Raw genomic sequence first — 16,684 nt, 5'->3', positions numbered from 1 at the left:
TTATTCCTGATTTATTACTTTTTTGTAAAAATTAATATTGTCGTCCACTATTTTTGCTCTACTGAAAAACTGTTCTACTCTAATTCTTGCATTTTCTCCCATTTCTTCTGCCTGAACTGGATTATTCAAAAGCTGAAGGATTTTAGCAGCAAATACATCATGATGGGAAGGATGAGCCAAAAAACCACTTTCTCCGTCAACAATCATTTCTTTTGTCCAACCGATATTTGACGCTACAATTGCTTTTTGCATCGCCATAGCCTCAAGCCAGGAAACCGGGAAAGCCTCAGCAAATGAAGGAAACACACAAATTGTTGTTTCTTCTATTTTATTTTTAATTTCAGAATAAGGAATACTCCCCAAATATGACACCTGTGTTTTTGCCTTTTCTGAAAACGATTCCTGCATCATCTTCCAGGTCGAAGCGTTACCAGAAACAATATCCGGTACATCTTTACCAATTAAAACTAGTTTTGCCTCCGGATTACTCTCTACTACTTTATTAAAAATGTAAGGCAGCTCCAAAAGTCCTTTTTTTCTAATTAAACTTCCAAAATAGAGTATATTTTTATTGCTCTGAGAAAAATTCTTCAGAGACTTAAACTGATCTATATCAATAAGATTCGGAATAACTGTAAATCTTTCATTTAAACCAAAAACGGCATTTGTTGTAGCTGCTGCAAATTGACTTACAGACAATAAAGCAGCTGCTTTTTTTAAAGCACGTTTTTCATGAAATTTATTTACCCATTTAACAGGGCGATCGTCCAAATGGCAGAAATAAGCATCTGAACCGTGTAATCGGATTATTAAAGGACATTCACGAGGCTGAATAAAGGAAGTGATTCCCGTCCAGTCAGGTGCTTCTACTACATCAATCTCTTTGGCAGCATACAGCTGATCGATAATCTTTTCTATCTTTTTCCTGGTAAGGAACCATGATAATCCTTTAAATTTTACATTCTTTATTTGCTGGACAACAATCCCGTCATCATTAAAAATACTTTCTTCTTTCTGACCATACACAAGAACCCGAACTAAAATACCTTTTGTCAAAAGACCAAGTGCTAAATTCTTAATACTTGTTCCGATACCTCCGGAATCTCCGGTTTTAAAATGTGGGTATTCGGGCGTTAAAAAGGCTATTGTCATCATTTATTTACTGAAGAAGTCCTTTAAAATTCGAGAGGTAAACATTCTTGCTCCGGTGTTAGTCATATGTCCACAGGATGAAAAATATTTGTTTTCTACGACAACATTCTCATAATTGTAGATTTCCGGATAAGCTTTTTTTACTTTATCAAAATAATTCATCCCTACAACATTTTCACACATTGGCGTCATTACAGCAATAAAATTGATATTGTTGGCTTTACAAATATTTTTAATCTCTTCGTAATATTTATTATGGGGTAAGGGATTTAGATTGACAATATTATTTTTCATATTACCATTCTTGTGCTTCTCCAACGGATAATAGCCTAAATTGTCTAATGAATTTGTTTTTTTTTGAATTGCTGTAAAAAAAGTTTCTCTAAATCCGATTTTAGAATCATATTTTATATATCTATAGAATGGGATATAATACAACTCGTTGAAGTTTTCCTGATTTGAAAAATGCTCCCGAATAACATTTGAGTTGTGAATATAAGGCAAAAACAAAGCAGCAATACCTTCTGCTTTCTGATCATTTGAAAGATTCAAATCGGCCTCAAGAATTACATTTTTGATTTCATATTTTCGTTCGATCATTAATTTTAACATCAATGAAGCTTCAAACAAATGTCCGCCACTCATCCCATAATTAAAAGTTTTCAACCCTTTGTCTTCAAACATCTGAGAAACAAAGTGGTTGTTGGCTCTCGAAGAACCTAAAATTACCACATCTAATTTCTGAGCTTTAGAATTAAAAACAGTTTCAATTTTTCCTCTGTTTTTTGATTGCAAAAAAATGAATGTATACACCCCATCCAACAAGATTGCAATCAATACTACTGTTGCTAAACTCTTGGCTGTATAAATTAAAAATTGTTTCATTAAAATTGAAAATATATAAATTCTTTGTAATCTGAATATGTGCCAAATGCCAATACCGCTCCTATGGCCAAAGCAACTCTTAGCATACTTCTTTTCCCTGACAAGGGTTCTACTTTAGTTCGATTATTCCATTCTACTAAAACAAATAGTCCTATCATCAACAATAATTCGTAATTATATCTCTCGTTGTCCAGATATTGAGAATTAAAATCTCCGTTGAAAATTATTCGTTTTAAATAAGATACAGCATCCGTAATTGTTTTGGCTCTAAAAAACACCCATGCTACACAGGTAATCAAAAAGGTAAACAGAATACTTAATAGTACTTTTATCGAATCAAAGTTAAAGCTGAGCTTAATATCATCTATGTTATTCCTGTTACTATTTGATAAAAGCAATGGTAAAAAGTACATGGCATTTATAAATCCCCATGCGATATAAGTCCAGTTTGCTCCATGCCAAAATCCGCTTACTACAAAAATGATAAACGTATTTCTGATTTTCATCCATAGTCCGCCTTTACTTCCTCCTAAAGGGATGTATAAATAATCACGAAACCAAGAAGAAAGCGAAATATGCCATCGGCGCCAAAATTCTGCAATATCCCTGGAGAAATAGGGGTAATTGAAGTTCCTAAGCAGATCTAAACCAAAAAGTTTTGACACTCCTAAAGCGATATCTGAATATCCCGAAAAATCTCCATAAATCTGGAATGCAAAATATACGGCACCCAAAATAAGGGAGAAAGAATTCATTGAAGGATAATGATCAAAAATGGCATTAGCATAAGTTGCACAAGTATCTGCAATAACTACTTTTTTTACTAATCCCCAAATAATTTGATAAACCCCTTCTTTTGCCGTTTGAAAATTAAACTCTCTCTTTACTTTCACCTGAGGCAATAAATGTGTTGCTCTTTCTATTGGTCCGGCAACAAGAAGCGGAAAGTAACTTACAAATAAGGAATAATCTACAAAGTTGTATTCGGCTTTTATACGCTTGTAATAAATATCAATTACATAGGATAAGCCATGAAAAGTATAAAATGAAATTCCGACTGGAAGAATTACATTTAATAATAATGGGCTGCTTTTTAACCCTGCTGAACTTAATAATTCTGCAAATGATGATGCAAAAAAGTTATAATATTTAAAAACCCCTAGAAAACCTAAATTAACTAAAATACTAAGCCAGAACCAAAACTTTCGACTCTGTTCTGTTTTTCCTTTTTCAATTTGAATTCCTGTATAATAATCTAAAAAAGTAGAAAATACCAACAAAAACAGAAACCTCCAATCCCAGCAAGAATAGAAGTAATAGCTGGCAACAATTAATAAAGCATTTTGAGTACTTTTGGTTTTATTGAATACAAACCAATACAGAAAAAAAACAATTGGTAAAAAAATAGCAAAAGCTAAGGAATTAAAAAACATCTGTGGTTTTTGAAATTTTAAATATTAGTATCACTCTCCATTAGTAATTTAAAATGGTTTTCCACCATTTTTGGCAAAGAAAAGGAATTCGAAATTAATTCTCTTGTATTCATTGAGATCTTTTTATTTCCTAAAAAAAGATCTTCCAGAATTTCTGCCAAAGCTTTTACATTTTTGGCCTCAAAAATATATCCATTCTCTCCGGAAGTTATGGCTTCCCTATTCCCTCCAACATCGGTTGTAATTACGGGTACATTTGCAGCAAGACTTTCTAAAATTGATAAACTAAAACACTCCATATGCGTAGGCTGCAGCATATAATCATATTGCAAAAAAATCTCGTTCAAATTTGGTTTGCTTCCCATAAAATCGAAATTATTCTGTAATCCTAATTTTTCGATCTTTTCAAATAGGTTCCCTTTATAAGGTCCGTCGCCATATATTGCAATATGAATTTGACTTTTGACTTGAAAAGTAAGAAGGCTTACCGCCTCAATTAAATCCTGAATTCCTTTTGATTCTCTAAGATGAGAGGCCACTAAAAAGCTTGGTTTTATAGTAGCTCTAGTTTTTCTTACTGCTATTGCATCTAAAATAACACCATTGTAAATGGTTAAAGACTTAGATTTTAAATGTCCACCAAAATCTTTCAAAAGTTCATTTACGGTATAATTCGATACTCCAACAAAGACATCAATATATCTTGAAAATAAAATTCCTTTTACCCTCTTTTTTATTCTCTTTTTGAATGGATACCCATTTAAAGGTCTTGGGTTATGATCAACAGCTATTATTTTAGCCCCTGAAAGCTTCTTTACTTGAAAGAAAAAAGGTGTACACAATTCTATAAAATGAGTAATTATATGCGTATACTTAGGTTTAGTTATGCTACAAAAACTAAGAAAATAATTTTCTACATTACTAGTTTTACTACTATTGATATTCAAAGTCGAATAAAGTCCATGATCGGATTGATTTGGAAAAAACCAATCTACTTCGATACCATTTTCTTTGCATTTTTTATCAAAATCCCAGAAAAAATAGTCCATACCCCCAACTCTTTCCGGAAGCAATTCATAATTGCACAAAACGGCTATTTTACTTTGGTTTAAGCCCATTTTAAAAGTGTCTCAGCGATTCTCTTACCTGTTTTTTGCAATGGCTTGCTAACTTGCAATTGGAGCAATTGTTTTCTGTTTTCTGAATCCAATTTATGATTTTCCAGATATAAATTTATTGCATCAACTAACTCTTCTTTACTTTTTACAATTTTTGTTGCCTTACTGTTTACAACATTTTCTATATGAGCGTAATTTAAAAATCTTTGATCATCATATAATCCATTTTTAGAATTGCCAAAAACGGTATTTATTACAGGTTTGTCAAACTGAATAAAATCCAAACTCATCGTGGACAGCATATTGATATTTAGATCTGAATATTCTAGCAGGCTTCTTAAATCTTTAACATCTTCAATTGATGGTATTCTTTGTGACCAGGATTCCTGATGATTTTCTCTTGATAAATTCCATTTCGGATAATTCCACTTTATAAAAGGAAATTTTTCTACATATTCAGAAAAACGAATCGGGTCTTCTGCCGGAGAGGTTCTAATAATAAGATTCACCTCTTTTATTTCTCCTTCTTTTATAGCATTTGCGATAATCTTAATATACAATTCATCATTTTTACTAGTTGCAATATCTCCGCAACTAAAGCAAATTGTTTTAAAGTTTGGATTTAATTGAAACTTTGAAATGAATTCTTCTCGGGAAACTTTATAATGATCTAAAACATAAGGTTCAAACTGAGGAGTTCCTACAACTTCAATGTTTTCGGATTTAACAGCTGAATAAAATTGCTGCAATTCAGATTTCATCAAATCGCTCCAAACCAAATAATAATTAAAGTTAGCAGCCATTCGGCCTTTTGATGCCAGATTATCCCAGCTAAAAATAAAAGAAGCTGTCTTAATATTTAGTTTTTCTGCCTGATAAACCAATGGAGCGATAAATGGGGGGCGTTGATGCGTGAAAAACAAAAGATCAAAATTTTCCTTTTTCAATAACTCCTTATATCCTAATGTTTTGGGATCATTTTTAAAAGAAAGTTGTTGTCCCAGATTAAATCTTTGAATCCATTTTTCTGAGTTAAAAACAGCAGTCAGTTTAAAAATAAAACGTGTTGCATATCCGCGGTTACTTTTCGATGTAGATGTATTTGTTCGTAAACTATCCTGAATACCAAAGTTACCTTTTTGATGTAATTTGAGATGTGCAACTTCTTTAGTTTTCCTAAAAAACCAGGTCTTAAACTTTTCTTCAAAAACATCTAACTCGATAATCCTTGATTTTACTGCAAATCCCGAATATACTGTAGACGGTAAACAAGAAAGAATTACTACCTCATCAAATGTCTTTTCTGCCTCAACCAAAAAATCACTTAAAATGAAATTCCTAAAACCAACGCCATCTGTAATTACTATTCCTAGTTTTTTCATTATATTCTACTTTTTATGCTCCTCTATTTATTATTTGATTTACAGTGTGTGTTTGTATCTCATTTTAAAAACATAACCTCCCGGAAATATCGCTAAGGAATGATTTGAGTACATAGTAAAATTTACAACACTAATTGTATTTATTAGAATCTAAATTTCTTCGCTATTTTTTTTATCATTTTAAAGGCTTCCTTTTCAATTGTAACACTAAAAGGATAATTATCAAAATAGTCATTTCCTCCTTTAAAATAAACCTGCTCTTTTTCAGTTGAGAAATTATCCCCTTTTTCTAATTCGAAAGATTTAATTTGATTGGCCAAAAATGGAAATAATTGGTATTCATTTAAAATTAACTCTCTTGACTTTGAAATTGCGTCCAAATTATCTTCCCACTTATTAGAGGCTACTATTTCTTTTAAAAACAAATTAATGTGTTTATCTTTAGGGTCTATTTGAATAAACGAATTTTCAGGAAAAAAAGATTCTATTTTATCACATCCAAAATATAATGGCATTGTATAACTTAGAAAACAGTCTGCGATTTTCTCTGTCCAACAATGATCACTTTGAAAGTTTTCATAAGCAATTGCATATTTAGATTCACTTAGAACATCCCATTTATCCTGAATTGGATTAATCCCTCGTCCATATAAAGACACAAAAGGTTCTGCCTTTATCTTATCTAAAAAATCCATTCTTGCTATATGGCCTTTTGACGATCTCAAGTTGCTTGTGACCCAGGTTATAACATCTTTTTTAGGCAAGCTTTCAACATTCAGTTGTGTTAGAAAATCAAAATCCTTATCAACATGCCAGGGTAAGGCACCATGAGAAAGAATATTATTCTTTTTTATGTCCAGCTGATTGTATATCCATTTTACATTTTTATTAGCGTATTGTCTGTATTTTGAAACCTCATTGGGCGGTTCCAGACACAGATGCAAAATGTTATTTTTATTTACCTTAATAGAAAAGTCTTTTTTAGGATGATCCAGAATTACCAGATAATCACACTCCTCAACATCGTCTTCTGTAAAAGTAAAATCTCCTCATTTCATAGAACAACCGGGTGTTTGTCTTTTTAAATCCGGATAACTAAAGTATCGTTCAATCTTTACTATCATTTCTAAAATTTCATAAGTTATTTATTGCTGCTAACTTTCAGCATTTCGTACAGACTGATATACTGCCAGATATGAAAACTAGATTGAATATTGCCTTCAAAATAGCTTTTTACTTCCTTTTGCAGAGCCTCTTTATTAAACCATTCCGCTTGCACAGCATTTTCTATTTCTTTGACAGACTGACTTACCCATTCTTTTAAATCAGTTGCCAACCATTCTCGTTGTGGCGTCTGGAGCGCTCTTTTTGGTGCAAAAACCAAATCATTTACAAAATATTCTGAGGCAATTTCGCGTAAGATAAACTTAGAAACTCCATCTTTTATTTTATAATCCAATGGCAGTGAAAATGCAAATTCTACCAGACGATAATCTAAAAACGGTTCTCGTAATTCTGTCGAATATGCCATTGAAACCCGATCGTTAAATCGTAAAGCACGAGGAATTTTGGTATAAAACAAATCGCGATATTGCTTATTTAAAACCTCATCCTCAAAAGGTTTTGGATACAAAGGTTTTTCAGCTTTTTGCAAAAATGAATCAGCAAGGATATTAATTTTAAATGGAGAATCCTGAACGCCTTGTATTGTCGCCTCGTTATTTTGAGTGTAATAGTCATATCCTGCCCATTGTTCATCCATACCTTGTCCATCAAGAAGAACTAAAACCTGATCTTTTCTGGCTTGCTCAAAAATTTTAGCATAAGCCAAGGTCGGAACTCCTCCAAAAGGCTCGTCTTGCTGCCATTGTATTTTTTGTGTTAAACCTGGTATTTCATCAGATTGAAGAAGCACTTTTTTTAAAGGGTTTTGAGTTTCGGCAATCATTTTTTCTACCCAGGGCAACTCGTCATAATCTGAATCATTGGTGTAGAAAGTATAAGCATTAATTTTCGAATTGTCTTCCTGAACATTTACTAATGCTAATAGTACAGAACTATCCAGTCCGCCACTAACATTAAAACCTACTTTTACATCTGCTCTAAAACGTAAATTGATACTGTCTTTTAAAAGTGCAACATACTGTTTTTTTGCCTCTTCAAAAGTTAAATCCTTAGGTTGTTTAGCGACTTCTTCCTCAAAAAAATACCATTTTTTGATGGTTATTTTTTTGTTTTCGAATTCTAAAAAATGTCCTCCGGGCAACTGGGTAATGTCTGACCAAAAAGTTTCATCGGGCATTCCGTAAGAACCAAATGCAAAATAAGAAGCCCAAACTTTTTCGTTAGAAACCTTCTGTATTCCTGCTGCATGTAAAGCTTTTATCTCAGACGAAAAATAAAATGAATCTTTAAATACGCTATAATAAAAAGGTTTTACCCCAAATCGGTCTCTTGCCGCAAATAGTTTTTTCTCCTGATTATCCCAAATAGCAAAAGCAAACATCCCGTTTAGTTTTTCTAAACAAGATTTTCCGTAAATGATAAATGCCGCCAATAAAACTTCGGTATCTGATTCTGTTTTAAAATTATATTGATTGCTAAGAACCGTTTTAAGTTCTATATAATTATAGATTTCTCCATTAAAAACTAAAACATAACGTTCTGAATCATCTTTAAACGGTTGATTTGATTCTGTCGACAAATCGATAATTGCTAATCGGTTATGTCCTAAAGCACAAAAATCAGAATCAAAATATTTTGCTGTTGCGTCAGGCCCTCTATGATACTGACTTTTGAGCATGTTCTCTAATTGAACTTCCTTATAATTCCCAATTATCCCTGCAATACCACACATTATTTTAATTTATTTTGAATCATTTCTTCCGCTTTTTGCCAATCTCTCATAGTATCAATATTAACATAAAACTCAGGTTCAGATTCAATGAATGCAATACTTTTTCCGTATAAAGAATATTCGTTTAAAAGCACTTCTGTTTTGATTATATAAATGCTTCCATCACGGTGATAGGCAAGAGGAAGTTCTTGTCTGCTACTAATGATTTTTTCTTCACCTGTTGCAATATTTAAATTCCCGTCTTTATTTACTTCAAATGTCCAGTGTGGATTGTATTCATGAGGAACTCTGCAAACAGAAACTAAAGAATCAGATTTTTGATCTGCAAATTTATTTATTGCTGCATCTAAAAATTCCACTGTTCTAAAAGGGCTTGTTACCTGCAAAAGGCAAACAGCGTCAAAAAAAATATTTTGCTCTTCATACCACTTCAACGCATGAATGATAACATCTACGGTAGGCGTAGTATCCTGCGCTAATTCCTGAGGTCGAATAAATGGGACTTTTAACCCTAACTCTTTTGCTGTTTCTGAAATTTCTGCATCATCTGTCGAAATGATAACTTCTGTCAAATATTTGGATTGTAACGCTATTTCGGAAGTATAAGCTAATAATGGTTTTCCATTTAACAATTTAATATTTTTCCCGGGAATTCCTTTAGAACCTCCGCGAGCCGGAATTATAGCCAGGATCTTCATTTTTTATAAAAAACATTAAAAAGATTTTTTACTATTTTTTTCTTCAATCCAAAGTACTTATCGTAATACCAATTGTTATGTAAATCAATTGATTCAGTATATAAATTCTTTTTAGTGTATATCTCCGATTTTGTATTACGATTTTGTACATCAACCATCCAGCTTTCTAATTTATTCCCCATATGAAAGGCGTAATTATGATACGTAGATAATCTGAGTTTATTTGATTTATCAATTGCAAAATCAACATAATCATTTTCAGATGTTCCACCAACAAGAGTCAGAGAGGGACGTGTTGGCACGGTTTCGAACAAAATATCTCTATCAATGGTCAATACCTGATGTCCGCTGCCAATATTTGCTTTACAATTATTGCTTTCTACTACATTCCATTTCTCGTCTTTGTTAATTTGTAAATCCCAGTTGATGCTTTCCAGATATCTATTGTATGCCTCAAAATTTTCCGGAATAGGCATTGGCTTAAATTTTATCTTTCTCAATAAAATTTGCTTTAAAACAGATGACGTACCAAAAAAGGTTCCTTCACGAACTGGAATAGGAGAAACAGATCCTACCTTAGGGAAATTAGAAAAAACTTCTTCTATATTTTCCTGCCATCCGGTCGTAAAAAGAATATCAGCATCCGTAAGTGTAATGTACTTTTCTCTTGATCCCCTTGCGGCACCTATCAATGCATCAATTTTACCAATATTTGTATTGTGTGATACTAGACTGTCTATTTTTTTTTCTTTGAGATAAAGATTTAAAAAATCGGAAACTTTTTCATGCGAACCATTATTAACAACTGTTATTGCTGCCTCTGAATTTATAGTAGAAATAAGTGAATTCAAACACGTTTTAAATACTTCAAATGAATTTTCATAAAATCCTTCTGAATTTGGAATATAAACCACAACCACAATTCTGTGATGAGTTTCTAATGTAATTTTTCTTTCACTTTTTTGAGGATTAGCTCCTATTCTCATTCTGTTTTATAATTGATTAAATTAAGAACTAGTACATTATAGTTTTATGAAACTGCAAAGGCAACTCTGCTAATAAGTCTGCTATCTGAATACCTGCTTTTCCATTTCCATAAATAGTTGATGAAATTGTTTTTCCTTTTGCTGTTGAAGTCATTATTGCAGTTTCTATCTGTTCTTGCGAGTAATCAACATCTACACTATTTCCTCCTCGATCTCTTCTGTTTTGACGGGAACCGATATTAACAACCGGGATTCCTAAAAAAGCGCATTCGCGGATTCCTACACTCGAATTCCCTATCAGACAGTCACCATGTTTCAATAATTGCAAGAAATCTTTACCTTCCATATTCTTGAAAAAATGAACATTGGGTAATTGATGTTGTTCTCTAAATGCTCGAATTCCTGTTGAAGTCCCGTCTGCTCCTGCATCTACATTAGGCCAAAACCAAAGTGTGGGTTTATTCAATTTGTAAATTGCTTCCAGTGTTGCTTCAATATGTTTTCTGGAATCTTTATATTCTGTAGTCACAGGATGTTGCATTACCACAAAATATCCTTGAGATAAATCTGGTTTTGCTCCTACTCCACCATATTTTTCATAGGGATCGAAGGGAAGAATTTTACTTTGTAGCACTTCTTCAGCCAAATCAATAGAAGGACAACCTGTATTAAAAACGTTCAACGGATCTTCTCCTAATTTAATAACTCTTTCTTTTGCACCTTCTGAAGCTACAAAATGATAATCAGATAATTTTGTAATAGCATGACGTACTTTTTCATCAATATTGCCTGTAACTTCTCCTCCTTGAATATGTGCCAGAGGAATATTCATATACGAAGCTGCAATTGCCGTTGCCATTGTTTCGAATCTGTCCGCAACAGTTACTACGATATCCGGTTTTAGATTATCAAAAACAGTCGATAACTCCAAAATACCAATCCCGGTAGTTTTTGCTGCTGCTGTTAAATTTTCACCCTCTAAAACATTAAATACCTTAGCTGCAATTTTAAAACCGTCTTTTTCAATAAAATTTACAGCAGAACCGTATCGGTCTAATAAGGCTGAAGCAGCAACTACCAATAGTAATTCTAAATCAGAATGTTGCTCTATAGCAGATAATACCGTTTTTACACGACTGTAAGAAGGACGGGCCGTAATGACCACAGCTATTTTTCTTTTTGTCATTTTGAATTTATTATGGGGATAAATGTAGATTAAAAGAAGAAAGTAAAATGTTCTTTTTTTACTTTTTTATAAAATTAAAACGTCTCAAAAATTAAATTAGATTCTAATATAGATCTGTTTCATTTAGAAAATCCCATTGTTTCAAATCTTTATTGAGAGTTTTTCCTATAATTTCCTGAAAACGAGAAGCATCTAGTCCAAAACCTTTTGGTTTTTTAGACTCTAAATCATCAAAAGTTAAAATATGATCCTTTGGCAGGTCTCTATTTACTGCTAATGATTTTTCAAAAATTTGTTTGAGTAAAGAAAAATCTTCATTGTCATTTTTATCAATTCTATGGGCTAGTGCACTTGCAATATTACGAACTCCTGTAACTAAATCTTTAGTTTCTGCAATAGTTAATGATGATTTAGAATCCGGACCAAAAATTTGTCTGTCAAAAACAACATGAAATTCAAGTATGCTTGCCCCCAGAGCTGTTGCAGCAATACAAGTTTCTATTTTTGCTGAATGATCCGAAAATCCGATCGGTACTTTGTAGCGATCTTTCAAATCAGGAATTACATTTAAACCATACTGTTCCGGTTTTGTAGGATATGCAGTAGTACATTGCAATATTGAAAAAGATACATTTCTTTCTTTTAAAAAAGCAACGGTTTTGTCTAGCTCCTTAAAAGAACTCATTCCTGAAGATAAAATTACTGGCTTTTTTGTCTTTGCAATTTTTTCTAAGATTAACAAATTATTTACTTCACCAGAACCTATTTTATATTGCTCTACTCCTATTTCCTCCAGCCAGTCAACCGCTAAATTACTAAAAGGAGAACAGATGAAGTCTAAACCTGCATCGTCGCAATGTTTTTTAATTCCTTTCCATTGCTCTAAAGAAAATCCCATACGTTTCCAATAATCAAATCTTGTCTTATCTTCTAATGAAAACTTAACCCGAAAAGATTCATGTTCACTGCTTTCTGCTTCGGCTATATGCATCTGAAACTTTATAGCATCTACTCCAGTTTGACTAATAGCATCGATATAAGAATATAAAATTCCTAAGCTACCTTCGTGTGCCTGGCCAATTTCGGCAATAATATAAGGATTGTTTTTTTTTGACATATTAAAAATTATTTTCTGGTACAAATAAGATTATTCAACTTCGGGATACCAGTAAAGTTTTGTTGCTGCTATTTCCTGATAAGCCTTATATTCTTTACTTGTTAATCGATTTGCCTGCCGGGCAATTTTTGGAACTGAAATTAACAAATCAGCCATTGCCAGCAAAAGCGCTTTTAAAGCTTTAAAATCTCCTTTGAATACTTTTAATTTGAGTTGTATCCAAATTGAATAAGCCATTTTTTTTGGTATTACTACAATCGGGAAAAACAAAAAATATAAATACCAGCCAGAACGTAATGACCGCTGCAAACGTAAACTATAATCAGAATCCTTTTTACGGTCTGTAATTTTTACTCTGTGATTAACTAAAATCTCCGGTAAATAAAAAATCTTCCAGTTTTTCTTAAACAGTTGATACGATGCAAAATCTTCTTCCCCGTAAAAGATAAACCATGATGGATAATCCGGAATCTCATTCCATGCAGACATTCGCCAGACATTTGCTCCTCCTGCAAAACTTTGTACGGCATGAGCAACTTCATTACATTTTGTTATTTGGGGTTCGTTCAAACTCCAAAAAATTCGAAAACTAAAAAGCCCAACTTTTGGGTTCTCAATAAATGCTTTCTCTATAATTTCTAAAGGATTCTGAGTAATAAAGTGCAGATCATCGTCGATAGAAATAGCAAATTCAGTAGTTACTAAAGCCATCAGACGGTTTCTGCTATAAATTAATCCTTCACTTTTAACATTTTGGATCAATTGAATATTTGGATAATTTTCTTTAATAAAAAAACAGGTTTCATCTGTCGATCCATCATCACAAATAATAAAAACAACATCATCTCTATCCAGTAAATACTGAATTTTACGCAACGTAAATGCCAAATCATCTTTTCGATTTTTGGTTGTTATTAAAATGGTAAACTTTTTATCCGTTTGCATTATTTAGTAAACTTCTGTTCTTAATTTTATAATCCTAAAACTTTATCAATCGATTTTAAATACTTTGCAGCAATAGACTCGATCGTGTATTCCTTTTTATATTCATTTCTAAGACTATTATTGATTTTAGTCAGAGAATTATTGTCCAGATTTTTAAATCTTTGAAACTCTCTTTTAAATGTATTATAATCCAGAATATCAAACCAAAAATCATTTAAGGTATTTTTTAATCTTTCTGGCATAGCGCCAACTTTTGTTGAAATAATTGTTTTTGCAGCTGCCATTGCTTCAATACCCACTAAAGGTCCTGATTCTTCAAAAGAAGAGATGATAAGACAATCTATTTCTTTTAAAATGGAATCTAAATTTTCAGATTTTACAAACCCTAAAAATTTAATTTCGGGAAATCCTGCATATTTTAACTGTAATTTTTCTTTTAGTTTGCCATCACCTACAATAGTAAGTTGATCTTTTTGTTCTTTACATCTAACGAAATAATCGATAACTTCTTCAAAACCTTTTTCTTCAGATAATCTTCCCAATAATAAAAAATTAGTCTTGCCGTTATTATTTTCTAACGACAGCAATTGATCTTGTATAAATGTACATTGATCAATTATTTTATAATTACTTCGTTTTATCTTCTCTGCATTATTTACAGAATGATGAATAAATAAATCAACATCGTTGAGATAATTAAAGTCTGCACCTTTGATTTGAGCAGTTGTTCTAAAAATAACTTTAACCTGGTGTTTCTTTGAGAAAGTAATAATTTCATTCATGTAACCTGATGATAAATCAGCACAAATAAAAACAACCTCGTATTGTTTCACCAACTTCTCAAGAATATGATTTACTTTTTTATCATAATTAAAATAACGCTTTGCAATTTCATTGTTGGCATAACTTGTAAAAATACCTCTGAAGTAATTTTTAATATAAGATAGAAAACATAATAATTTTATGCTAAAAAAAGTCTTACATAATATATCTTTTACCGAAAATACCTTTTGATCTTTATCAAAATTAAATACCTGTGATTTCTTAGATACAGCACCCGTTGTACAAATATCAACTTCATACTTTGAAGCCAGTACAGAGGCAATAAATGATACTTCTAATTCTCTTCCTCCAAAGTTACCAAAAGGGCCAATTAACAATATTTTCTTCTTCATTATCTTTAAATCCGGATCAGTTGAAAATTTGCTTTTTCAGATCTAAAAAAACGTAAATGCCTAAACCACTTTGAAATCCAAACCTGACACTTTTGAAAATTACTTCCCAAATACGGTATCTTTTAATTGTTTTTGAATAAGTAATTAAATACAAATGAGCTCTATACAGATAAAGACTATTTTCTGAGCTTTTTATTGATTTTAAATTATTATGAATAATCTTCCAGCCTTTTAGCAAAAGATCAAATTGTTGTCTTGACCGAATAGCGCTCGTATTATCGTCATGAACTCTGCATCCTGCCAAAATTTCAGGAACCATCATAACACCCGGATTCTTTTTGCAGATTTCGGAAAAAAACACAGCATCATCATTCGGACTGTCCGTCCATTCAATTCCGGCAATTAAATCTCTGGAGACAATCCAGGAAGATGTGGCGATAAATCCACCACTTTTACCAAGTTTCCCAATTAATCTTCCTATAGCAATATTTTTTTCGTCAAACATCAATTCAAATGGAAAATTATAATCCTCCTCTATATTAGTGTTGAATTTTTTCCATTTTGTAATGGAAACAAGATTGGTCGGATTACCTTTTATTAATGCAAGCTGCACTGCTAATTTATTTACAAATAACAGATCATCATAATCTAAAAATTGAACAAAATTACCTTTGGCGATAAGCAATGCTTCATTTCTGGCATTATGTCTTCCATCTTTTGTTTTTAAATAAATAATTCTGTGATCTTCAATATTTAAAAATTCTTTGCATTCCTGCACTTCCAGTGCTCCATTACAGGCTATTATGATTTCAATATTTTTATACGTTTGCGACAAAGCACTTGTTACGCAACTTTTAAAAAAATCAATTGTTTTATGGACCGGGATAATTATGGAAACTAACATTTAATCAAAATCTTTACTTTTATTGAAGATGGTAAATCTAAAGAAGGTCTTACAAAAAAGATCAATTACATTTTTTTTACTTTTTAATTTTCTTCTATAACTGCTTTTTGCATCATTCAAATTTTGGTATAATTCTATTGATGATCCTAACTCACGGACAAAGAAATCGGCATGTTTAATGTTTAAATATGCTAATAAGTTTTTTTTATCTTCTCCTATCAATTGATTGTTTCTAGATTTTTCTTTAATTCTATAATAAAACCCAACTCCTTGCAAGCAATAAACTTTACCTCCATTCTTTAAAATAGCTATCCAAAATTCCCAATCCTCAAGGCCTTTATCCATATTAACATCATAGCCTCCAACTAATTCCCATTCTTTTTTTCGAAATAAAGCTGAGCAAAAAATTATATTTTTTCTACTTAAATTATGCAATGAAAAAGGGTTTAAAATCCACTCGCCATTTTCATCGCCAAACTTTTCTGCTTTACAATAGACAACTTTTAATGAATTATCTTTTTCAAAAGACAGGACAGCTTCTTTTACATACTCTTTTCCAATCTTATCATCTCCATCGAGTGGCAGAATATATTCTCCAACTGCGATTTCTATACCCAGGTTTCTTGCACTACTAACTCCCCCATTTTCCTTAAAAACATATTTAAATCTTGCATCTCTCGCAATCCATTTTTTTACTATTTCGTCTGTATTATCCGGACTGCCATCATTTACGATGATACATTCCCAATCTTCAAAAGACTGATTTAAAACAGACTGTAAAGCTTCGCCCAAATATTGAGCCTGATTGTAACAAGGAACTATTATGGAAACTAATGGCGTTTTCAA

At 31.9% G+C, this 16,684-nt stretch carries 15 protein-coding genes; all 15 read right to left on the bottom strand.

All coding sequences use genetic code 11. The features are described from left to right. Positions 1-1,155 carry a glycosyltransferase family 4 protein gene (locus tag B0A80_RS17835; protein ID WP_233430770.1) on the bottom strand — a complete coding sequence of 385 codons (1,155 nt, stop codon included), beginning with the start codon at positions 1,153-1,155 and terminating at the stop codon, positions 1-3. Beyond that, positions 1,156-2,037 carry a hypothetical protein gene (locus tag B0A80_RS17830; protein ID WP_089078179.1) on the bottom strand — a complete coding sequence of 294 codons (882 nt, stop codon included), beginning with the start codon at positions 2,035-2,037 and terminating at the stop codon, positions 1,156-1,158. Then, positions 2,037-3,470, bottom strand: coding sequence for an MBOAT family O-acyltransferase (locus tag B0A80_RS17825; RefSeq protein WP_089078178.1), 1,434 nt, complete (start codon positions 3,468-3,470; stop codon positions 2,037-2,039). The genes B0A80_RS17830 and B0A80_RS17825 overlap by 1 nt, the downstream gene beginning before the upstream one ends. A gap of 17 nt (positions 3,471-3,487) precedes the next feature. Then, on the bottom strand, positions 3,488-4,588 hold the full coding sequence (locus tag B0A80_RS17820) for a glycosyltransferase family 4 protein (RefSeq protein WP_233430769.1): 1,101 nt from the start codon (positions 4,586-4,588) through the stop codon (positions 3,488-3,490). Further along, the gene (locus B0A80_RS17815) at positions 4,579-5,970 is read right to left on the bottom strand and encodes a glycosyltransferase family protein (RefSeq protein ID WP_089078177.1); all 1,392 of its coding nucleotides are present in this window, start codon (positions 5,968-5,970) and stop codon (positions 4,579-4,581) included. Before B0A80_RS17815 ends, B0A80_RS17820 begins: the two co-directional genes overlap by 10 nt. Before the next feature lie 143 nt (positions 5,971-6,113). Next, a complete protein-coding gene (locus B0A80_RS17810) occupies positions 6,114-6,734 on the bottom strand; it encodes a glycosyltransferase family 10 domain-containing protein (RefSeq protein ID WP_165769282.1) in 621 nt (206 codons plus the stop codon). Positions 6,735-7,111: 377 nt separating this feature from the next. Continuing rightward, on the bottom strand, positions 7,112-8,827 hold the full coding sequence (gene asnB / locus B0A80_RS17805) for an asparagine synthase (glutamine-hydrolyzing) (RefSeq protein WP_089078175.1): 1,716 nt from the start codon (positions 8,825-8,827) through the stop codon (positions 7,112-7,114). Next, on the bottom strand, positions 8,827-9,525 hold the full coding sequence (locus tag B0A80_RS17800) for an acylneuraminate cytidylyltransferase family protein (protein ID WP_089078174.1): 699 nt from the start codon (positions 9,523-9,525) through the stop codon (positions 8,827-8,829). Before B0A80_RS17800 ends, asnB begins: the two co-directional genes overlap by 1 nt. Next, complete coding sequence (locus tag B0A80_RS17795) at positions 9,522-10,511, bottom strand: glycosyltransferase family A protein (protein ID WP_089078173.1); 990 nt, start codon at positions 10,509-10,511, stop codon at positions 9,522-9,524. The genes B0A80_RS17800 and B0A80_RS17795 overlap by 4 nt, the downstream gene beginning before the upstream one ends. Positions 10,512-10,539: 28 nt before the next feature. Then, the gene (gene neuC / locus B0A80_RS17790; protein ID WP_089078172.1) at positions 10,540-11,697 is read right to left on the bottom strand and encodes a UDP-N-acetylglucosamine 2-epimerase; all 1,158 of its coding nucleotides are present in this window, start codon (positions 11,695-11,697) and stop codon (positions 10,540-10,542) included. Between the two features lie 103 nt (positions 11,698-11,800). Then, the gene (locus B0A80_RS17785; protein ID WP_089078171.1) at positions 11,801-12,814 is read right to left on the bottom strand and encodes an N-acetylneuraminate synthase family protein; all 1,014 of its coding nucleotides are present in this window, start codon (positions 12,812-12,814) and stop codon (positions 11,801-11,803) included. 30 nt (positions 12,815-12,844) lie between these two features. Beyond that, positions 12,845-13,759: a glycosyltransferase family 2 protein gene (locus B0A80_RS17780; protein ID WP_089078170.1), complete on the bottom strand. Its 915-nt coding sequence runs from the start codon at positions 13,757-13,759 to the stop codon at positions 12,845-12,847. A gap of 26 nt (positions 13,760-13,785) precedes the next feature. Then, complete coding sequence (locus B0A80_RS17775) at positions 13,786-14,934, bottom strand: glycosyltransferase family 4 protein (RefSeq protein ID WP_089078169.1); 1,149 nt, start codon at positions 14,932-14,934, stop codon at positions 13,786-13,788. A 16-nt stretch (positions 14,935-14,950) separates the two neighbouring features. Further along, the gene (locus B0A80_RS17770) at positions 14,951-15,838 is read right to left on the bottom strand and encodes a glycosyltransferase family 2 protein (protein WP_089078168.1); all 888 of its coding nucleotides are present in this window, start codon (positions 15,836-15,838) and stop codon (positions 14,951-14,953) included. After that, positions 15,839-16,684: a glycosyltransferase family 2 protein gene (locus tag B0A80_RS17765; protein WP_089078167.1), complete on the bottom strand. Its 846-nt coding sequence runs from the start codon at positions 16,682-16,684 to the stop codon at positions 15,839-15,841.

It is taken from the genome of Flavobacterium tructae (assembly GCF_002217475.1).
Classification (GTDB): Bacteria; Bacteroidota; Bacteroidia; order Flavobacteriales; family Flavobacteriaceae; genus Flavobacterium; species Flavobacterium tructae.
Note: the sequence above shows the minus strand (reverse complement) of the source record. Positions and strands in the feature narration are given on the sequence as shown.